This is a genomic window from Thioalkalivibrio sp. ARh3 (assembly GCF_000377265.1).
Lineage (GTDB): Bacteria > Pseudomonadota > Gammaproteobacteria > Ectothiorhodospirales > Ectothiorhodospiraceae > Thioalkalivibrio > Thioalkalivibrio thiocyanoxidans.
Genome location: NZ_KB897950.1, coordinates 98,683 through 118,144, shown reverse-complemented (window position 1 = coordinate 118,144; position 19,462 = coordinate 98,683). Strand labels below are relative to the sequence as shown.

Below are 19,462 nucleotides of genomic sequence, written 5' to 3'. Positions count from 1 at the left end.
TACGCGCCGCCCTCTTTTCGTGAAGGAAGTCGCAACCCCGTGTCCGACCTGAATGCGCAACAACAGGCGGCCGTGACCACCACGGACCGCCCCCTGCTGGTGCTGGCCGGGGCCGGTTCGGGCAAGACCCGCGTGATCACCGAGAAGATCGCGCACCTGATCGAGCAGCGCGGGCTGGAGGCGCGCCGGATTGTCGCGATCACCTTTACCAACAAGGCCGCGCGCGAAATGCGCGAGCGCGTCCAGGGGCGCCTGTCGAAGGAACAGGCACGCGGGCTCGGCGTCTCCACCTTCCACACCTTCGGGCTGCACTTCCTGCGCCGCGAACTGGCGGCGGCCGGACTGCGTGCGGGATTCTCCATCCTCGACCCGGGCGACTGCCGCTCGCTGCTGCGCGAGATCACCTACCGCGACGATACTGGCTCCGAGGTCGACGCCCTGATTGGCCACATCAGCCGCTGGAAGAACGACCTGATGACGCCGGAAGAGGCGCTGCACGAGGCCAGCCAGATGAGCGACGCCCCGGAGGCAACCGCCGCGGCCAACCTCTACCCGCGCTACGAGGATGCCCTGCGGGCCTACAACGCGGTGGACTTCGACGACCTGATCAAGCGCCCGGTGGACTGCCTGCGCGCGGACGCGGAGCTGCGCAACCGCTGGCAGGACCGCATCCGCCACCTGCTGGTGGACGAATACCAGGACACCAATTCCGCGCAGTACCAGCTGGTGCGCCTGCTGGTCGGCGTCAGCGATGGCCTGACGGTAGTCGGCGACGACGACCAGTCGATCTACGCCTGGCGCGGCGCCCGCCCGGAGAACCTCGCGCGTCTGCAGCAGGACTTCCCGCGTCTGGAGGTGATCAAGCTGGAGCAGAACTACCGCTCCACCAACCGCATCCTGCATACCGCGAATGCGCTGATCGCCAACAACCCGCATGTATTCGAGAAACGCCTGTGGAGTGCGCTCGGCGAGGGCGAGAAGATCGAGGTCATCGGCTGCTCCGACGCCGACACCGAGGCCGCGCGCGTGGTCTCCGAGCTGATGCGCCGGCGCTTCCGCCTGAATGCAGGCTGGGGCGACTTCGCGATCCTCTACCGCAGCAATCACCAGTCCAGGCTGTTCGAGAAGCTCCTGCGCGAGCAGGGCATCCCCTACCGCCTGAGTGGCGGACAGTCGTTCTTCGAGAAGGCCGAAATCAAGGACCTGGTCGCCTACCTGCGCCTGCTCGCTAACCCGGACGACAACACCGCCTTCCTGCGCGTGGTCAACGTGCCGCGCCGCGAGATCGGCCCGGCAACGCTGGAGAAGCTGGGCCACTACGCCAACCAGCGTGGCACCTCGCTGCTGCAGGCCGCGCGCGGGGCCGGCCTTTCCGAGTACATGGATGCCCGCGCGCAGGCGCGCCTGGAACGCTTCACCGACTGGGTCGACGGCTTCCAGCGTCGCAGCGAGGAGGAGGCCCCGGACGCGCTGCTGCGCGCCCTGGTCGAGGACATCGACTACGAATCCTGGCTGCTGGAGAACAGCTCCAACCCGCGGGCCGCGACCCGGCGCATGGAGAACGTGCGCGAGTTCATCGACTGGGTTGGACGCATGGGCGGCGGCAACACCACCGCGGAGTACGGCGACGACGAGGCGGACGACGAGCAGACCATGGACCTGGCCGATATCGTCAACCGCATCAGCCTGATGGACATCCTCGACCGCAACCGGGAGTCCCAAGACGGCGACGAGTCCGTGCAGCTCCTGACCCTGCACACGGCTAAGGGCCTGGAGTTCCCGCATGTCTGCCTGGTGGGTTTCGAGGAGGAACTGCTGCCGCACCGGGTCAGCGTGGAGGACGATTCCATCGAGGAAGAGCGGCGGCTCGCCTATGTCGGGCTGACCCGCGCCCGGCAGACCCTGCTGATCACCTACGCCCAGAACCGGACCCGCTACGGCGAGACCATCGAATGCGAGCCCTCGCGCTTTCTGGACGAGCTGCCCGAAGAACACCTCGAATGGCCGGACGCCAGGCCGCCGGATCCCGAGACGCAGAAGCTCACCGCCCAGGCCCACCTGGCGGGCCTGAAGGCCATGCTCGGCAACTAGTCCCCATCGGCGGCCGGGGGAGTATTCGCTCACGCATTGGGGTGCCCGGCCCATTCCGGGCACCCCGGCCCGCCCCCCCTTTTCCTCTACAGCCTGAAGCGATGCGTGCCGGTCACCGGGCGGCGGCGAAGGCACTGCGGGCATCAATAACGAGGGGCGACCCGCTCGCCCAAAGCCTCAGACCCACCTCATCCACAAAGTATGAAATTCATCACACTCGCTTCTTCTCTTATACCAAACCCCTCATACCAATTGGAACAACGAATGCCTTCTGTGCTGATCCACGGAGGAGAGTGCCCGGGCCAGGGGCCACCGTGGCACCCCGGGAGACGCGCCAGCGGCATCAATGCCGCAGTTTCAGGCCGACCCTGGTGATGCGGGCGCCGTCCATCTCGCGGATGACCAGACGCATCGGGCCAAGATCGACGGCATCACCGACGACCGGCTCGGCCTGGAGTTCGCGGCGCAGATAGGCCTCCAGGGTGTCGCCCTGACGCTCGGGCGGGACCGGGGCACCGTAGGCCATACCGACCGCGCCGAGCTGGGCATCGCCATTGAGGGCGAACTCCCCGAACACGCTGCGCTCGGTCAGGCGTTCCGGCACCTGGTCCTGCGGGACGAACAAGCGGTCGAGGTCATGCAGGTCGGCCGGGGCGACCATGATGTAGAGATGGTCGCCGGCGTGCAGATCCAGCAGCTCGAGCGTATCCAGCAGTTTGCCCTCACGCAGGTGGGCCACGACCCGCGCACTGCCCGGCAGACGGAAGTTCGACCATGCCTCGCGCACGACCGGCGTGGTCTCGGCCAGGCGATAGCCGACCAGTTCCATCTCCTGCTGTCCGGGGATGTCCAGCTCGGTGCGCTGCACCCGGGCAGTGGTGGGTGGCAGCTCCAGCCCCAGCCAGCGGGCCGAGGTTGCCACGGTCCAGCCCTGCACCAGCAGCGAGATCAGCACCACGAAGAACACCACGTGGAAGAAGTAGCCGGCCAGTTCCAGACCCGCCAGCAGCGGGAACAGGGCGAGGATGATCGGCACCGCGCCGCGCAGGCCGACCCAGGCGATGAAGACCTGCTCGCGCCAGGGGAAGCGGAACGGAAACAGACACAGCCATACGGCCAGGGGCCGCGCGACCAGGATCAGGACCGCGGCGACGAGCCCCGCATCCAGGGCCACCGGCGGCAGGCCCGAGGGCGTCACCAGCATGCCCAGCATCAGGAACATCCCGATCTGTGCGAGCGAGGCGATCCCGTCGTGGAAGCGCTTGATGTTCTGCGAGGCCTCCAGCGGCCGGTTGCCGATCAACAGTCCCGCCAGGTACACGGCCAGAAAGCCCGAGCCGCCCACCAGGCCGGTCAGGCCGAAGATGGCCAGTGCCCCGGCCATCGCGAACAGCGGGTACAGCCCGCCCGCCATCGGCACCCGGTTGATCAGCGCCAGCAGGGCGAAACCGCCCGCTACACCAAACAAGGCCCCCAGCCCCATCTGCTGGACAAACTCGATGGCGACAACCACACCGAACTGCTGATCGGGCATCAGCAGCAGCTCGATCAGCACGATGGTCAGGAAGATCGCCATCGGGTCGTTGGAGCCGGACTCGATCTCGAGCGTGGCACCGACTCGGCTTTTCAGCTCGAGCCCGCGCGAGCGCAACAGCGAGAACACCGCCGCCGCGTCGGTGGACCCCACAATCGCCCCCAGCAGCAGCCCCTCCAGCCAGGACAGCCCCAGCCACCAGACGGCAAAGACCCCGGTCAGGCCCGAGGTAACGAGCACCCCGAACGTGGCCAGCCCCAGGGCTGGTTTCAGCCCGATGCGGAAATTGCGAGCAGGAGTGCGCATCCCGCCGTCGAACAGGATAATCGCGAGCGCGGCCGAGCCGACCAGATAGGCCAGGGTGATATTCTCCACCTCGAGGCCGCCCGGGCCCTCTGGCCCGAGCAGCATGCCGATCACCAGGAACACCAGCAGCAGGGGCACACCCAGCCGCGAGGTGATCACGCTCGAAAGGATGCTGCCCAACAGCACAATGGCCGCCAGGAAGATGATCTGGTTGGAGAGGTCCATGCGTCGATCATACCGGAAGCCCCCGAAAACCCGCCCGGGGAGAGCGGCCCTTGCCCTGGCCGGCGCGCTGGCCGTCCCGCTGGGTTTCGCAGCAGCGCCGGCCGCCGCCGAGCGCGGCGTCGACGCGCTGCACTTCGAGTTCGAGAACGACCTGTTCGCCGGTGAGGACCGCTACTACACCAATGGCTTCCGCATCGGCTGGACGCGCAGCGAGGAGCGCGTACCCCCCTGGCTGCAGCGGGTCGCGGACGCCCTGCCCTACTTCGTCGATCGCGAGGAGCGCGGGCGCCTGAAATCGGCCATCCACCTGGGCCAGAACATGTACACCCCGGAGGACATCGAGCGCTCGCCCGCGGACCCGGACGACCGCCCCTACGCCGGCTGGCTTTATCTGAACTTCAGCCTGGCCGAGGATCACGGCGACCGGCTAGACCGCCTGCAGGTCACCGTGGGCACCGTCGGGCCCGCCTCGCTGGCCGACCGCACACAGAAGGAAGTCCACAGCTGGTCCAGCGCGCCGCAACCACAAGGCTGGGACGATCAGATCGGCAACGAGGCAACCCTGATGGTGGGCTACGAGCGCCAGCTGCGCGGGCGCTCGCATCGCGCCGAGGGCGGCTGGGGCTGGGACCTGACGCCACACTGGGGCGCGACCGTGGGCAGCCCGTTCACCTTCGCCAACGCCGGCGCGATCGTGCGCGCCGGCCGCAACCTGCCGCGCGACTACGGCCCGCCCCGGATCAACCCGGCGCTATCGGGTTCGCATACCTTCGAGACAGTCGGCTCCGCAGGCGGCTACCTGTTCGCGGGGGTGGATACCCGGCTGATGGCCTATGACCTGTTCCTGGACGGCCCGCTGTTTCGCGACGGGCCCTCGGTGAACAAGCATCCGGCGGTTGGGGAGTTGACCGCCGGGTTCGTGTTCCACGTGGGCGGGGTGCGCCTGGGCTACACCCATGTCTGGCGTTCGCGCGAATTCAGCGGCCAGGCCAAGGGCGCGGCGGAGTTTGGATCGCTGCACGCCACCTGGCAGTTCTGACTTCGGCCGCACGTCTCAGAACACCGCGGCCTCGACATCGGGATAGGTCGTGGCGACCGAGCGGTCGATCTTGTCCTCGAACCCGGGGTAGTCCTCGATGATGTCCGCCATGCGCTCGCGCACGAGCGGCACGGTCTCGTAGTCGGGCAGCCCCTGGTCCACGCCCTCCTCGATCGCGTCCCAGAGGGTGGCCAGGTAGTTCTGCAGGCGTGGCAGGGTCTCCGCCCCTTCGAGCCGGCCATGGCCGGGGACGACCACATCGGGTTCCAGCGCGATCAGCTCGTCCAGCAGTTCGATCCACCGCGCGACGTCGCCATCCCAGACCGAGGGGGCACGGTCGCTGTACACCACATCCCCGGCCAGCAGGATCTTCGTCTGCGGCAGCCAGACGATCAGGTCACCCGGCGAGTGGGCACCGCCCGAGGGCACGATCACCACCTCCTTGCCGCCCAGATCGCGCGTGACGCGCTCGTCCACGGGCGTATTCGGCAGCAGTGGTGTGGTATCGCCGGTCGCGCCCTCGGTCATCTCGCGAAAGTTCTCGACCCAGGTCTCGGCCTCTGCCTCCATGCGCTCGATGGCCTCGGGGCCGGCCATGATCTCCGGATCGTCCTCGGCGAAGGCATGATTGCCCAGCCAGTGGTCCCCATGACTGTGGCTGTTCACGATCCAGCGCACCGGCTGATCGGTGACCTCGCGAATCGCCGCGCGCAGGGCCACGCCCATGGTCTCGGATGAGCCCGTATCGAAAACGAGCACGCCCTCGCCGGTCACCACGAATGCCATGTTCGCGTTCCAGCCGAGATTCTCGCGACTGGGGAAATCGCGCGCCGGGGTCATCACCGCATAGACCCCCGGGGCCACAACCTCGGGCTGCATTTCGTAGTCCTCGGGCGCCGCCGGCCCTCCGGCCGGCGACGACGTCACGAAGACCAATGCCATCGCCAACCCCGCCAGCACCACACCCACCGGTTTCCATGTACGCATCGCGGTCACTCCCGAATGATCCTGCATACCCCATGGTAGACCCGCTGGCCATCGCAATGTGCGCAGCGCCGCCCGCGTGCCCGAAACTGGTAGCATCGGGGCCTCCCCTGGGACGGAGACTGCAGGTGCGCAAGATTTCCCGGACCTTCCTGACCGGCCTGGCGGCCATCCTGCCCCTGGTCATCACCGTGGCCCTGCTCTGGTGGCTGGGCACCACCGCGGAGACGGTGCTGGGCGGGCTGCTGCGCGCGATCCTGCCCGACGCCCTGTATTTCCCGGGCCTGGGCATCCTCGCCGGGCTGGGGCTCGTGTTCGCGCTGGGCGTCCTGCTCCAGGCCTATGTGGTGCGCGGCCTGTTCGACTGGATGGAATCGCTGATGCAGCGCATCCCGGTGGTCAAGACCATCCACGGGACCGTGCGCGACGTAACGAATCTTCTTTCCGGCGACATCCACCAGCGCTTCGGGCAGGCCGTGCTGGTCACCTTTCCGGGCAGCGACTTCAAACTGGTCGGCTTTGTCACCCGCGAGGACTTCGAGGGACTGCCGGACAACCTGGGTGGCGCGGAAACCATCGCGGTATACACGCCAATGAGCTACCAGATCGGCGGCTACACACTGATGCTGCCGCGCAGCCGCGTGGAACCGCTTGATATGTCGCTGGAAGACGCGATGCGCTATGCCCTGACCGCCGGCGTCTCCGCGCGCCAGGAAAAGACCTGAACGGGTAGAATCCGCCGCATGACGGACCATGAAAGCCAACCTAGGATCCTGATCGGCGTCAGCGGCGGCATCGCCGCCTACAAGGCCTGCGAGCTGGTGCGCGAGCTGAAGCGCGCCGGTTGCGAGGTGCGCGTGGTCATGACCGCCGGCGCCCGCGCCTTCGTGACCCCGCTGACCTTCCAGGCCCTGTCCGGGGCGCCGGTGCGCACCGAGCTGCTGGATGCCGAGGCGGAATCCGGCATGGATCACATCGCCCTGGCGCGCTGGGCCGACCGCGTCGTGGTCGCCCCGGCCAGCGCCAGCCTGATGGCGCGCTACGCCCAGGGCCTGGCGGACGATCTGCTGAGTACCCTGTTGCTGGCCACCACCGCCCCGGTCGCGCTGGCACCGGCGATGAACCATCGCATGTGGACGCATCCGGCCACCCAGGCCAATGTCACAACCCTGATCGAGCGCGGCGTGACCCTGATCGGGCCGGACAGGGGCGACCAGGCCTGTGGCGAGCAGGGCGAGGGACGCATGCGCGAACCCGCCGCGATCGCACGGGAGCTGCTGCAGCCGGCACATGCCCCGCTGGCCGGGCGTCACGTACTGATTACCGCCGGCCCCACCTTCGAGCCGATCGACCCCGTGCGCTTTATCGGCAACCGCAGCTCCGGGCGCATGGGCTTTGCACTGGCCGCGGCCGCGCGCGACGCGGGCGCACACGTGACCCTGGTGCATGGGCCGACGGCCGAGGCCGTGCCCGCGGGCGTCTCGGGTATTGCCACGGAAACGGCCGCCGCCATGCACGCCGCAGTGATGGAACGCCTGCCCGAGACCGACATCCTGATCGCGGCCGCGGCGGTGGCCGACTACCGCCCGGCGGAACCGCAGGCGCAGAAGATCAAGAAGTCCGACCCGTTGATGCACCTGGCGCTGGAGCGCACCCGCGACATCCTGGCCGAGGCGGCGACCCAGGCAGCCTCCCTCCCCCGGCGCCCGTTCCTGGTCGGCTTTGCAGCCGAAACCGACCACCTGCAGGAACATGCCGAGGCCAAGCGCCGCGCCAAGGGGATCGACCTGATCGCCGCCAATCGGGTCGACGAGGGCCGCGCCTTCGGCACGCCCGACAACGAACTGCTGTGTCTCTGGGAAGGTGGCGAGCGCCGGTTCCCGCGCCAATCGAAGACCCAGCTGGCGCGGGCGCTGATCGACCTGATTGTCGAGCGCCTGGGGCAACACTGATCGCATACGAAACGGACCAAGGAACGCCGAATGCCCGTCCCCGAGATTGACCTGAAGATCCTGGACCCGCGCATGGGCGCGGACTTCCCGCTGCCCGCCCCGGCCACCGACGGCTCGGCTGGCGTCGACCTGCGCGCGATGATCGAGGCACCGCTGACGCTTGAACCGGGCACCGCCGAACTGATCCCGACCGGGCTCTCGATCCATATCGAGGACCCGGGCTACGCCGGGATGATCCTCCCCCGCTCCGGGCTTGGCCACAAGCACGGTCTGGTGCTGGGCAACCTGGTCGGCCTGATCGACGCCGACTACCAGGGGCCGCTGATGGTCTCCTGCTGGAACCGGGGTGCGCAGGCGTACACCCTGGAGGTGGGCGAGCGCCTGGCGCAACTGGTGATCGTCCCGGTCGTGCAGCCACGCTTCCGCGTGGTCGAGGACTTCGAGGAGAGTACGCGCGGGATCGGCGGCTTCGGTTCCTCCGGCCGCGGATGACCGCGACTCGTTGATCCCTCAGCCCGAAGGATACGGAACGCCCAGCCCGCCCAGACCGCAATAGCCGTTGGGCACCTTGGCCAGGTACTGCTGGTGGTAGTCCTCGGCGAAGTACCAGGCGTCCAGGGGCTGGATCTCCGTGGTGATGGCGCCGCGCCCCGCAGCGTCCAGCGCGGCCTGGTAGCGCTCGCGGCTGACCTCGGCCGCCGCCTGCTGCTCGGCCGAGCCCACGTATATCGCGGAGCGGTACTGCGTGCCGACATCATTGCCCTGGCGCATGCCCTGGGTCGGGTCGTGCCCCTCCCAGAACACCCGCAAAAGCGTATCGATCGATACCCGGGCCGGGTCGAACACGACACGCACCAGCTCCGTGTGCCCGGTCTGCCCGGAACAGACCTCCCGGTAGGTCGGGTTGCGGGTGTAGCCACCGCCATAGCCCACACTGGTCGAGTACACGCCCTCGATCTGCCAGAACAGGCGCTCCGCACCCCAGAAACAGCCCATGCCCACATGCAGCACCTGCATGCCATCCGGATAGGGCGGCGCGAGTGGCGTGCCCAGCACCATGTGCCGTGGCGGGACCGGCAGCGGCTCGTCGCGCCCGGGCAGAGCCTCCTCGGGCGCGGGCATGCGCGGCTCGGAAAACGCAAACATTACGGGACTCCGTCGCAGAAACGTGGATTCGTCAGCCGGGATCGGCCGGGGTCAGCCGGATCAGTTCGCCCGGGTTGTGGTCGGTCAGGATCCAGATCGCGCCATCATGCACGCGCACATCGCGGATGCGGCGGCCGAGATCCGGCAGCAGGTCCTGCTCGTTGACCAGTTCGCGATCCTCGAAGGTCAGCCTGCGCAGGGTCTCCCCGCGCAGCCCGCCGACCAGCAGATCGCCATCCCAGTCTGCAAAGGCCGGATCGCGCAGGATCGCCATACCCGAGGGCGCGATCGCCGGCGTCCAGTAGTGCAGTGGCGACTCCATTCCCTCCTTCTCGGTCAGGCCCTCTCCAACCGGTCCGCCGGTATATTCCCGCCCCTGGCTGATCACCGGCCAGCCGTAGTTCAGGCCGCGCTCGATGATGTTCACCTCGTCGCCACCGCGCGGGCCATGCTCGTTCTGCCAGAAGGTGCCGGTCTCGGGGTCGATCACCATGCCCTGCGGGTTGCGCACCCCCCAGGCCCACAGTTCCGGTTTGGCCTCGTCATCATCCACCAGCGGGTTGTCATCGGGTACCGAACCATCGTCATGCAGACGGACAATACTGCCGATGTGAGTGGACGTGTCCTGTGAATGATCGCGATCTCCACGGTCCCCGATGCTGATAAAGACGTAGTGGTCCGCATCGAACACGATGCGCGACCCGAAGTGGCGACCGCCGCGTACTCCCGGCTCGGCCGAGAACAGCACCTCGACATCCTGCAGGGCACCATCGGCGAACCGCCCGCGCGCCAGGCGGGTCGTCTGACCACCGTCCACCTGCGCGGAATAGGTAAAGTACAGCCAGCCGGTTTCCTCGAAATCCGGGTGCAGGGCCAGATCCAGGAGGCCACCCTGGTTCTGCGAAACCAGGTCATCCGGCAAGCCGGAGACCAGGTCACCGCGCCCCTCGAGGTTTTCCGCGTCGGCAAAATAGCGGAGCTGTCCGGGCCGCTCGCTGATCAGCACCCCGCCATCCGGCAGAAAGGCAATCGCCCAGGGATGATTCAGCTCCGTGTGCAGGACCTCGCCCCGCAGGTCGCCATCGGCCGCGTAGAACTCCTCGGCCGCGATCCCGGCCGAACCCCCACAGGCCACCAGGAGCCCGCCCAGCAATGGGGCCGCCAGCAACCGCCCCGGGTATCGCTTGTCCATGTCCCTGCCCTCGTTAGGTCCGTATCCGTTGGTGGCCCGTACCCGCCGCCGGGTTCCCTGGGGTACCAACGCGAGCGTGTACATTGATCAGTGTTTCCCTGGCTGACAGGACGGGCACCAGTAGGTGGAGCGCAGGTGTTCGCCCGCCAGCGCCCGCTCCACCGGTGTCCCGCACGTCCGGCAGGCCTGCCCGCCGCGCCCGTACACGTTCAGGTACTCGTCCGTCTCGGCCCGCTCGCGCGTGATGCGCGGACCGGGCTTGAGGTTGCGCCGCAGCAGGCGCGCCGCCTCGCGATAGAGCGCGAGGAGCTTGTCATCCGCAATCGCACCGACCGGGTCGAGCGGATGCCGTCCCTGCAGGAACAGCACCTCCGACTTGTAGATGTTCCCGATGCCGGACGCCAGCGACTGATCCAGCAGCACGTCCAGGATGGGGCGCACCGGGTCGCTGTGGGCCCGGATGCGTCGGACGACCGCGGTCAGGTCCACCGCCGGGTCCAGCAGATCCGGTCCTACGCGCGCATCCAGCCGCTCCGGGTCGCCGCGCCCCTCCGGCCGGGGCTGCCAGGCGAGTTCGCGCGGATGAAAACAGACCAGCACCCGGTCCGCCAGCCGCAGCACGGCCCAGGCCTGATGCTCCGGCTTGTGCCAGGCGGCCCCGGGCGCATACTGGTGCCAGGTCCCGTACATCCCCAGGTGCGTACGCAGCTGCCAGGCGCGGCCCGCGGCGTCATCCAGCTCGATCAGCAGATGCTTGCCGCGCGCACTCACGCCACGCGCAGCCATGGCCCCATGCTCCACCAGTGCCGCACCACGCCGGGACCGGGTCGCCACAACCTCCAGCGCGGCACCGGCCAGCACCGGATCCAGCGCCCGGGCGAGCTTGTGGATGGTATCGCCCTCGGGCATTGCCGCAGGACGATCAGCGCTTGCGGCTGGGATAGAGCTGCGGCTCGCCCTCGGGGCGGGTGCGGAACAGGCGCATGGACCACAGGTACTGGGCCGGGGCCTGCGTAATCCCGCGTTCGATGGCCTGATTCATCTGCCGGGCATCGGCATGATCGTCGCCGCCGGGGAAGCCCACGAGCGGCGGCCAAAGGCGCATCACGTACTGGTCCGCCACCGAGTCGTACCAGGCGAAGCTGGGCAGCACGGCCGCCTTCGACATACGCGCCAGGCGGCCCAGCGCGGTGAGCGTCGCCTTGGGGACCCCGAAGAAGTCGACGAACACCGCCCCCTCGGCACCGAGGTCCTCGTCCGGCAGGTAATAGAAGAAACGGCCGCGGCGGAGCTGGCGAATGGCCGGGCGCAGGCCCTGCTCGCGGGCGAAGATGTCGCCCGAGTAGCGTGTGCGGCTGCGATGGTTGATCCACTCCAGCACCGGGTTCTTCATCGGCTTGGCGAACGACACGCCGTCGTACATCTGGCTCATGCGCACGCCGCCGTAGTCCAGTGCCAAGGAGTGCGGGGCAAGGATGATCACCGGCGTGCCGGCCACCTGCAGGCGCTCGTAGTGCTCCAGCCCCTCCACGCGGATGCGCGCGGCGTGCTGGCCGGGCTTGCCGAACCAGAGCAGGCCGTAGTCCAGCACGGTCTGCGCCTGGTAGCGGTAATAGGCCTCCATGCGCTTCTCGCGCTCAGCCGGGGTCATCTCGGGGAAACACAGCTCGAGGTTGCGCTCCACCACCGCGCGGCTGCGCCCGGCGCCCTTGCGGATCAGCCGCCCGAGTCCCCGGGCCAGCGCATGCACGGCCGGGCGCGGCATCTCCTGCAGCACCCAGGCCACGCCCAGCAACAGCCAGCTGCCCCAGTAGCGCGGGGCGAAATGACGGGCGGTCAGCGGGGCCTGATAGGCGCCCGCCTCAGGACTCGAACGGCCCTCCCCGACCTGTTCGCTCATGCGCCCCCGCCCGCGTCGAGCTGCTTGCGTGCGCGCTTCGCATAGACCTCCATCTCTTTCACCGCCTGCAGGTCGCCCTTCTCGGTAGCGATGGCCATGCCGCGCTCGCAGGTGGAGAGCGCGGCCTGCGGCCGCTCCAGGTCGACGAGGGTCTTGGCCAGCAGCTTCCAGGCGGCGGAATAGCCGCCATCCAGTTCCAGCGCGCGTTCCAGGTGCGGGATCGCGGCCTCCTTCTGGCCGTCGGTTGCCAGGGCATTGCCCAGCGAAAAACGCAGCATCGCGGAGTCCTGTCCGCCATCCAGCATGTTCTGGAAGCGTTCGATCATGTCACTCATAGGGCTCCTCCTTCTGGATATCTTCAGGCTAACGCCGCCAGAAGGCGGGCGACAGAAGCACCAGCACGGTAAAGATTTCCAGCCGGCCCATCAGCATGGCCAGCACCAGCACCCACTTGCTGAAGTCGTTGATCGACTGAAAGTTGGGCCCGACTTCGCCCAGCCCCGGGCCAAGGTTGTTCAGGGTCGCGGCTACCGCAGAAAACGACGTGACCTGATCGAGTCCCGAGGCCATCAGCGCCAGCATCATCACCACGAAGACCATTACGTAGGCGGCGAGGAAGCCCCAGACCGCCTGGACCACGCGGTCGGGCGCCTCCTTGCCGTTCACCTTCACCGCGATTCGGGCATGGGGATGGATCAGGCGCTTGATCTCGCGCAGGCCCTGCTTGGCCAGCAGCAGCACGCGCACCACCTTCATCCCGCCGCCGGTGGAGCCCGTGCAACCTCCAATAAAGGACAGGAAGATCAGCAGAACCGGCAGGAACCCCGGCCAGAGATAGAAGGCATCGGTCGCATAACCCGTGGTAGTCGCGATAGAGACGACATGGAACACCCCCCGACGCAGGGCATCACCGACCTGGTCGGTGAAACCGCTCCAGAGCATGAAACCGACCACCACAATCACGGCGGAACCGAGCACCAGCAGGTAGGTGCGCAGTTCCTCATCCCGCTGGTAGGGCTTCCAGGTCGCGCGGTGCAGCACCAGGAAGTGCAGCGCAAAGTTCATCCCGCCGAGGATCATGAACGCGATCGCGACCGTCTCGATCGCCACCGAATCGAAGTGGCCGATGCTGGCGTCATAGGTCGAGAAGCCGCCGATAGCCACCGTGGTAAACGAGTGCGCAACCGCGTCGAAGGCCTCCATCCCGGCGGCCCAGTAGGCCAGCGCACAGGCCACGGTCAGACCCAGGTAGATGTACCAGAGGTTGCGCGCGGTCTCGGCAATGCGCGGGGTCAGCTTGTTGTCGCGGATCGGGCCGGGGGTTTCGGCCTTGAACAGCTGCATGCCGCCCACGCCCAGCAGCGGCAGGATCGCCACCGCCAGCACGATGATCCCCATGCCCCCCAGCCACTGCAGCTGCTGGCGATACCACAGGATCGCGCGCGGCAGGTCGTCCAGCCCGGTAAGCACCGTCGCCCCGGTGGTGGTGAGTCCTGACATCGACTCGAACACCGCATCGGTAAACGAGACCGGCAGGTTCGGGTCCAGCACCAGCGGTGCCGCCCCGGCGATCCCCAGCCCCAGCCAGAACAGCACCACCAGGATGAAACCGTCACGCACCTGCAGCTCGCAGCGCGCCTTGTACAGCGAGCCCCACAGGATCCCGCCGATCAGCAGCAACAGCGCGAACGCCTGCAGAAACACCCAGGCCGTGGATTCGCCATAGAGAAAGCCGATCAGCGCCGGCGGCAGCATGGTCAGGCTGAACAGCGTCAGCAGGACCCCAAGCAGGCGGGCGGTGGATGCGAAATGCAGCATCGGCCAGTACGACCTAGAAGAACAGCGCGGAGGGCTGGAACAGGCGCTGCACCTGCTTGACCTTGCGCCGGTCGGTCAGGAACAGGATCACGTGGTCGCCGGCCTCGATCACCGTGTCGTGGTGCGGGATGATCACGTCCTCGCCGCGCACCACCGCGCCCACGCTCGTGCCCTCGGGGAAGTCGATCTCCTCGATCTGCCGGCCGACCACCTGCGAGGTGCGGGCATCGCCGTTCACCACCGTCTCGATCGCCTCGGCCGCGCCGCGACGCAGGGTGTGCACGGTGGCCGTCCCGCCCTCGCGCACGCGTGCCAGCAGCGCGCTGATGGTCGCCTGCTGCGGCGAAATCGCGACATCGATCGTGCCGCTTTGCAGCAGGTCCACATAGCTCGGGCGGTTGATCAGCGACATTACCTTGCGCACGCCCCAGCGCTTGGCCAGCATGCCGGCAAAGATGTTCGCCTGGTCGTCGTTGGTCACCGCGCAGAAGACATCATTGTGCTCGATGCCGATCGATTCGAGGAAGCGGTCGTCCGCGCTGTCGCCATGCAGCACGAGCACATTGCTGGGCAGCAAGCGCGCGAGGTAGTCCGCACGGTCGGGATCACGCTCGATCACCTTGACCCGATAACGCTTGCTGAGCGTCTCCGCCAGGCGCTCGCCGATATTGCCACCCCCGGCGATCATGATGCGCTTGTACGGCTTTTCCATCTTGCGCAGCTCCGAGGTCACCGCGCGGATGTTCTTCTTCGCCGCGACGAAGAAGACCTCGTCGTCGGCCTCGATCACGGTATCGCCATCCGGCTGGATGGAGCGGTTCTTGCGAAAGATGGCGGCGACCCGGGTGTGGATGCCGGGCATGTCGCTTTTGAGGTTTTTCAGCTCGTGCCCGACCAGCGGCCCACCGTAGTAGGCGCGCACGCCAACCAGCGACACCAGCCCCTCGGCGAACTCCAGCACCTGCAGCGAGCCCGGATGCTCGATCAGGCGGTGGATATGGCGGGTGACGATCGCCTCCGGCGAGATCAGCATGTCCACCGGCATCGCATCCTGGGCGAACAGTGCCGGAGTCTCGTGGTAGTCCCGCGAGCGCACGCGGGCGATCTTGGTTTCGACGTTGAACAGGGTGGAGGCGACCTGACAGGCGATCATGTTCACTTCGTCGGAGTCGGTCACCGCAATGACCATCGAGGCGTCCTGAGCCCCGGCGACCTCCAGCACGCTCGGGTGCGAGGCGAAGCCATTCACCGTCTTGATGTCGAACTGATCCTCCAGCTCGGCCAGGCGCTCGGCGCGGGAGTCGACGATGGTGATGTCGATGCCGTCGGCGCTCAGGGCCTCGGCCAGTGACTGGCCCACCTGCCCGGCGCCGAGGATGATGATGTGCTTCATGCGTCTCCCGTCCCGGAGATGTCAGGGCGCCGTGCCAGGTAAACGAATGTCTCCCTGGCGCCTCAGCCGTCGGCCTTCACCCGTTTTGGATCGATGCCCAGTGCCTTGAACTTGCGATAGAGATGGGTGCGCTCCAGCCCCACCCGCTCGGCCAGCCGTGTCATGTTGCCTTCCGAACGCTCCAGTTGCTGGATCAGATACTCGCGCTCGAACTGCTCGCGCGCCTCGCGCAGCGGCAGGTCGGGGATCGCCAGCGCCCCCTCCTCGAACTCATCGCCGCGCTGCGGCTGGCCGGTCAGGGTGCGCTCGACCTCGTCGCGGGTGATCTCGTCGCCGGAGCCGAGGATCATCATCCGCTGCACGAGGTTGCGCAGCTCGCGCACATTGCCGGGCCACTGATACTGCTGCAGCCGCTCCAGCGCCGGACGCTGGAACACCCGCATCGGCAGGCCTTCCTGCTGGTGCAGATGACGCATATGGTAGTCCAGCAGCTCCGGGATGTCCTCCGCGTGCTCGCGCAGCGGTGGGATCGCCAGTGGCAGTACGTTCAGCCGGTAATACAGGTCCTCGCGAAACCGGCCCTGCTCCACGGCCTCGCCGAGATCGTGCTGAGTGGCGGCGATCACCCGTACATTGACGCTGATCGGCTGGTCGCCCCCGATCCGGGTGATGCGCTGGGTGTCCAGGGCATGCAGCAGCCGGCCCTGCGTCTGCATGTCCATCTCCGCGACCTCGTCGAGAAACAGCACGCCACCGCCCGCCTGCTCCAGCAAGCCATAGCGCACGCGGTCGCCCTGCTCGCTGCCGAACAGCTCGCCAATCGCCTCCTCGCCCGACAGCGAACCGACCGAGACCACGATGAACGGACTGTCCCGGCGCGCGCTGCGCGCATGCAGAAGGCGGGCGAAGGTCTGCTTGCCCACCCCGGGTTCGCCGGTGATCAGCACCCAGGTGTCGTGCTGCGCCATGCGCTGCACCTGGTCGCGCAGATTCACCATCACGGCACTGCCGCCCACCGGATCGGCGACCGTGCCGGCATGGCGTTTCAGACCCACATTCTCGCGCTGCAGGCGGGCAGCCTCCAGGGCGTTGTTCAGCGTGATCAGCAGCTTGTCGATCGACAGCGGCTTTTCGATGAAGTCATAGGCGCCCAGCCGCGTGGCATCGACGGCAGTCTCCACGTTGCCGTGCCCGGAGATCATCACCACCGGGCACGGCAGGCCCTCGTCGTCGCCCCATTCCTTGAGCAGGGATATCCCGTCACCGTCCGGCATCCAGACGTCGAGCAGGATCAGATCGGGTCGCCGGCTGCGGCGCTGGGCCTTGGCCTCGGTCACCGAGCCGGCCAGCGCCACCTGGTAGCCCTCGTCCTCGAGGACATCCTGCAACAGCATCCGGATATCCGGTTCGTCGTCGACGACCAGTACGTAGGGTTCGCTCATTCCCGTTCCTCGTGGGCCAGGGCCTGCGGGGTATGCTCCACCGGGATGCGGATGCGGAAGACGGCCCCGCCTTCGCCCGCCGGTGCATTATGGCACTCAATCATGCCCCCATGTTCCTCGACGATCTTCTGTGCGACCGCCAAACCGAGACCGGTTCCACGTGGCTTGTCCGTCGTGTAGGGCTCAAAGATGCGCTCCAGGAGGTCGGGCTTGATCCCAGGGCCGGTGTCGGTTACGCGCAGCTCGATGTGCGGCCCGGCCGGATCGTCGAGATAGGCTGTCGCGATATGGACCGTGAACCCGTCCTGCTCCTTGCCGGCCTCCAGCGCATTCTTGATGAGGTTGTGCAACAGCTGGCGCAGGCGTCCGGCATCGCCACGTATCCCGGGGAGCTCCGGCTCCAGATCGGTCTGCACACGGGAATGCCCGTCGGAATCGACATACAGCTCGCATACATCCTGGATCAGCTGGTTCAGGTCCACCGAACCAAGCTCCAGGCGCGGGGCCTGGGCGTAGTCGCGGAAGGCGTTGACCAGCGTCTTCATGGCCTCCACCTGCTGGATGATCGTGCCGGTCGCACGATCCAGAACATCACGGTCGGCCCCGTCCAGGACCTTGCCCAGACGGCGCGACAGACGCTCGGCAGAGAGCTGGATCGGAGTCAACGGGTTCTTGATCTCGTGCGCCAGGCGGCGTGCTACCTCGCCCCAGGCGGCGTCGCGCTGCGCCTTCAGGAACTCGGTCATGTCATCGAACACGATCGCATGCAGGCCGCGGCTGGAGCCCGAGGTCGGCAGCCAGACGGCGCGCGTCATCAGTACCTTGCGCCCGCTGCGGGTGAATACGACCACCTGCCGTGACCATTCGTCCTCCTGCCGCACCAGGGCATCGCTGATCGCCTCGAAGAACTGCCCGACCAGCGGGCACTCGACACCCAACTCGGAGATCGGACGGGTGCGGGCGCCCTGCAGCTCGCACTCCAGGATCTGGCCGGCGGCCTCGTTGGCGGTGCGCAGGCGCAGACTGCCGTCCAGCGCCAGCACGCCGGAACGGAGATGCTGGAGGACACTCTCCAGATAGGCACGCTCGGCATCCAGCAGGCGGCGGTTGCGCTCGGCCTCGTCACGGGCCTCGTTCAGCGTGCGCGTCATGGCGTTGAACGACTGCACCAGAAAACCCAGCTCGTCGGCCCGTTGCACCGCGAGCCGGGTGGAATAGTCCCCGGCCGCGACCGAGCGTGTCCCCTGCACCAGGTCGGAGATCGGGCGCACCATACGTCGCGCGACCAGCAGTCCGGCCCACAACGCCGCCATCAGGGAGATCGCCAGGGCCAGCGACAGGGTGAAGATAAAGCCCTGGATAATGGGGCCGCGCAGGTAGGCGAACTCGCGGTAGCCGGCGAAGGCATCCTCCACGCGCTGCGACAGTGCCGACATGCGCGGGTCCACCGGGTAGATCCCCTGCAGGATGCGGTTCTCCGCCCCCGGTCGGCGACTGCTGGTGGTGGCCACCACACGGATGACCAGCGAGCCATCGGGCTGCGGCTCCAGTCGAGAGTAGGGCTGCTCCGGGCGGACCCGCATCAGGATATCGGCCCCCGGCGGGCTCGGCAGGCGGCGGATCGGGCTGTCGGTGGAGGAGGCGATGATGCGGTTGTTGGAACCGACCAGGGTCAGTTCCTGGGCCTCGACCTGGCGGCGATAGTCATTCAGGGCCAGCGGGACCAGGCCCTCGGACACGCCTTCCAGCTCGCTCATCATCTCCTGCGTCTCGGTCGCCAGCTGGCGCACACGCAGATCCAGCGACGAACGCGACAGCTCCAGGGCGTCCTCCAGGGCGGAATCCACGCGCACGTCGAACCACGAATCCACGCCCTCGTTCAGGAACTCGAAGGAGAAGTAATAGACGACCGAGACCGGCAGCACCGCGACCAGCATGAACCCCCCGACCAGCCTCAGCGTCAGGCGACTGCCGGGCACGCCCTTGCGATACTGGGCGACCATGCGCACGAACTGATGGATGATCAGGCCACCCAGCACCAGTAGGATTGCGGCGTGGAATACCAGCAGCCACAGGAACAGCTGCTCGAAGCGGGCCTGGTCCTGCGCCGCCCCGCCCATGACCACCAGCGAGGTCAGCAGCAGCAGGAACAGCAGGCCCATGCCCAGCAGGCCCCACGGGAAGCGCCTTAGGGAAACGCTGATCAATGTACACCCTCGCGTTGGCAACCCAGGTTTTCCGAGACCAGGTGCGTCGCGCAGCGGGTAGTGGTTCTACCCGCCCGTTCTTGATTGATTCGGGGCGCAACGCAGGATCGGGGAACCTGGGGTACCAACCCCAAGGGGCTCGGCCGCCCGTTGTTATCAATAACGGGCGCGGGAACGGCGTTTCGGCGCCCTTGTGCAGAATGACTGCACGGCCGTCGCCGCGCCTTGTTCGC

At 67.5% G+C, this 19,462-nt stretch carries 16 protein-coding genes; 5 read left to right on the top strand and 11 right to left on the bottom strand.

Annotation, left to right across the window (positions count from 1 at the left end):
• Positions 1 to 39: 39 nt before the first annotated feature.
• On the top strand, positions 40 to 2,091 hold the full coding sequence (locus C995_RS0109115) for a UvrD-helicase domain-containing protein (protein WP_018864645.1): 2,052 nt from the start codon (positions 40 to 42) through the stop codon (positions 2,089 to 2,091).
• A gap of 343 nt (positions 2,092 to 2,434) precedes the next feature.
• Here the strand turns inward: C995_RS0109115 and C995_RS0109110 are convergent, their stop codons facing one another.
• Positions 2,435 to 4,156: a potassium/proton antiporter gene (locus C995_RS0109110; protein WP_018864644.1), complete on the bottom strand. Its 1,722-nt coding sequence runs from the start codon at positions 4,154 to 4,156 to the stop codon at positions 2,435 to 2,437.
• Here C995_RS0109110 and C995_RS0109105 point away from each other — a divergent pair.
• Positions 4,155 to 5,195, top strand: coding sequence for a lipid A deacylase LpxR family protein (locus C995_RS0109105; protein WP_018864643.1), 1,041 nt, complete (start codon positions 4,155 to 4,157; stop codon positions 5,193 to 5,195). The genes C995_RS0109110 and C995_RS0109105 overlap by 2 nt on opposite strands.
• A gap of 15 nt (positions 5,196 to 5,210) precedes the next feature.
• Here C995_RS0109105 and C995_RS0109100 read toward each other — a convergent pair whose 3' ends face one another.
• Entirely contained in the window at positions 5,211 to 6,158 is a 948-nt protein-coding gene (locus C995_RS0109100) for an MBL fold metallo-hydrolase (protein WP_026279047.1), read from the bottom strand.
• A 149-nt stretch (positions 6,159 to 6,307) separates the two neighbouring features.
• Between C995_RS0109100 and C995_RS0109095 the strand changes: the two genes are divergently transcribed.
• The 3 genes from C995_RS0109095 to dut are packed head-to-tail and all read left to right on the top strand — an operon-like array spanning position 6,308 to position 8,623.
• Entirely contained in the window at positions 6,308 to 6,904 is a 597-nt protein-coding gene (locus tag C995_RS0109095) for a DUF502 domain-containing protein (RefSeq protein WP_018864641.1), read from the top strand.
• Positions 6,905 to 6,922: 18 nt separating this feature from the next.
• Positions 6,923 to 8,131, top strand: coding sequence for a bifunctional phosphopantothenoylcysteine decarboxylase/phosphopantothenate--cysteine ligase CoaBC (coaBC, locus tag C995_RS0109090; protein ID WP_018864640.1), 1,209 nt, complete (start codon positions 6,923 to 6,925; stop codon positions 8,129 to 8,131).
• A 30-nt stretch (positions 8,132 to 8,161) separates the two neighbouring features.
• Positions 8,162 to 8,623: a dUTP diphosphatase gene (gene dut / locus C995_RS0109085; RefSeq protein WP_018864639.1), complete on the top strand. Its 462-nt coding sequence runs from the start codon at positions 8,162 to 8,164 to the stop codon at positions 8,621 to 8,623.
• 18 nt (positions 8,624 to 8,641) lie between these two features.
• Here dut and msrA read toward each other — a convergent pair whose 3' ends face one another.
• The 9 genes from msrA to C995_RS0109040 form a co-directional block, all read right to left on the bottom strand.
• Entirely contained in the window at positions 8,642 to 9,277 is a 636-nt protein-coding gene (msrA, locus tag C995_RS0109080; RefSeq protein WP_018864638.1) for a peptide-methionine (S)-S-oxide reductase MsrA, read from the bottom strand.
• Between the two features lie 31 nt (positions 9,278 to 9,308).
• On the bottom strand, positions 9,309 to 10,469 hold the full coding sequence (locus tag C995_RS0109075; protein ID WP_018864637.1) for a PQQ-dependent sugar dehydrogenase: 1,161 nt from the start codon (positions 10,467 to 10,469) through the stop codon (positions 9,309 to 9,311).
• Between the two features lie 87 nt (positions 10,470 to 10,556).
• On the bottom strand, positions 10,557 to 11,378 hold the full coding sequence (locus tag C995_RS0109070) for an Fpg/Nei family DNA glycosylase (RefSeq protein WP_018864636.1): 822 nt from the start codon (positions 11,376 to 11,378) through the stop codon (positions 10,557 to 10,559).
• A gap of 13 nt (positions 11,379 to 11,391) precedes the next feature.
• On the bottom strand, positions 11,392 to 12,369 hold the full coding sequence (locus C995_RS0109065; protein WP_018864635.1) for a lysophospholipid acyltransferase family protein: 978 nt from the start codon (positions 12,367 to 12,369) through the stop codon (positions 11,392 to 11,394).
• On the bottom strand, positions 12,366 to 12,704 hold the full coding sequence (locus C995_RS0109060; protein ID WP_018864634.1) for a tetratricopeptide repeat protein: 339 nt from the start codon (positions 12,702 to 12,704) through the stop codon (positions 12,366 to 12,368). The genes C995_RS0109065 and C995_RS0109060 overlap by 4 nt, the downstream gene beginning before the upstream one ends.
• A gap of 28 nt (positions 12,705 to 12,732) precedes the next feature.
• The gene (locus tag C995_RS0109055) at positions 12,733 to 14,187 is read right to left on the bottom strand and encodes a TrkH family potassium uptake protein (RefSeq protein ID WP_018864633.1); all 1,455 of its coding nucleotides are present in this window, start codon (positions 14,185 to 14,187) and stop codon (positions 12,733 to 12,735) included.
• Positions 14,188 to 14,200: 13 nt separating this feature from the next.
• Positions 14,201 to 15,580 (bottom strand): Trk system potassium transporter TrkA, encoded by a 1,380-nt coding sequence (gene trkA, locus C995_RS0109050; protein ID WP_018864632.1) that lies wholly within the window; start codon positions 15,578 to 15,580, stop codon positions 14,201 to 14,203.
• 62 nt (positions 15,581 to 15,642) lie between these two features.
• Positions 15,643 to 17,022: a sigma-54 dependent transcriptional regulator gene (locus C995_RS0109045; RefSeq protein ID WP_018864631.1), complete on the bottom strand. Its 1,380-nt coding sequence runs from the start codon at positions 17,020 to 17,022 to the stop codon at positions 15,643 to 15,645.
• Entirely contained in the window at positions 17,019 to 19,229 is a 2,211-nt protein-coding gene (locus C995_RS0109040; protein ID WP_038070493.1) for an ATP-binding protein, read from the bottom strand. Before C995_RS0109040 ends, C995_RS0109045 begins: the two co-directional genes overlap by 4 nt.
• Between the last annotated feature and the right edge of the window lie 233 nt (positions 19,230 to 19,462).

What these genes read in the sequence shown, in the direction of transcription:
- C995_RS0109105 (WP_018864643.1), top strand. Translation starts at nt 4,155, where the DNA reads ATGCGTCGATCATACCGGAAGCCCCCGAAAACCCGCCCGGGGAGAGCG.
- C995_RS0109110 (WP_018864644.1), bottom strand. Translation starts at nt 4,156, where the DNA reads ATGGACCTCTCCAACCAGATCATCTTCCTGGCGGCCATTGTGCTGTTG.
- coaBC (WP_018864640.1), top strand. Translation starts at nt 6,923, where the DNA reads ATGACGGACCATGAAAGCCAACCTAGGATCCTGATCGGCGTCAGCGGC.
- dut (WP_018864639.1), top strand. Translation starts at nt 8,162, where the DNA reads ATGCCCGTCCCCGAGATTGACCTGAAGATCCTGGACCCGCGCATGGGC.
- msrA (WP_018864638.1), bottom strand. Translation starts at nt 9,277, where the DNA reads ATGTTTGCGTTTTCCGAGCCGCGCATGCCCGCGCCCGAGGAGGCTCTG.
- C995_RS0109075 (WP_018864637.1), bottom strand. Translation starts at nt 10,469, where the DNA reads ATGGACAAGCGATACCCGGGGCGGTTGCTGGCGGCCCCATTGCTGGGC.
- C995_RS0109070 (WP_018864636.1), bottom strand. Translation starts at nt 11,378, where the DNA reads ATGCCCGAGGGCGATACCATCCACAAGCTCGCCCGGGCGCTGGATCCG.
- C995_RS0109065 (WP_018864635.1), bottom strand. Translation starts at nt 12,369, where the DNA reads ATGAGCGAACAGGTCGGGGAGGGCCGTTCGAGTCCTGAGGCGGGCGCC.
- C995_RS0109060 (WP_018864634.1), bottom strand. Translation starts at nt 12,704, where the DNA reads ATGAGTGACATGATCGAACGCTTCCAGAACATGCTGGATGGCGGACAG.
- C995_RS0109055 (WP_018864633.1), bottom strand. Translation starts at nt 14,187, where the DNA reads ATGCTGCATTTCGCATCCACCGCCCGCCTGCTTGGGGTCCTGCTGACG.
- trkA (WP_018864632.1), bottom strand. Translation starts at nt 15,580, where the DNA reads ATGAAGCACATCATCATCCTCGGCGCCGGGCAGGTGGGCCAGTCACTG.
- C995_RS0109045 (WP_018864631.1), bottom strand. Translation starts at nt 17,022, where the DNA reads ATGAGCGAACCCTACGTACTGGTCGTCGACGACGAACCGGATATCCGG.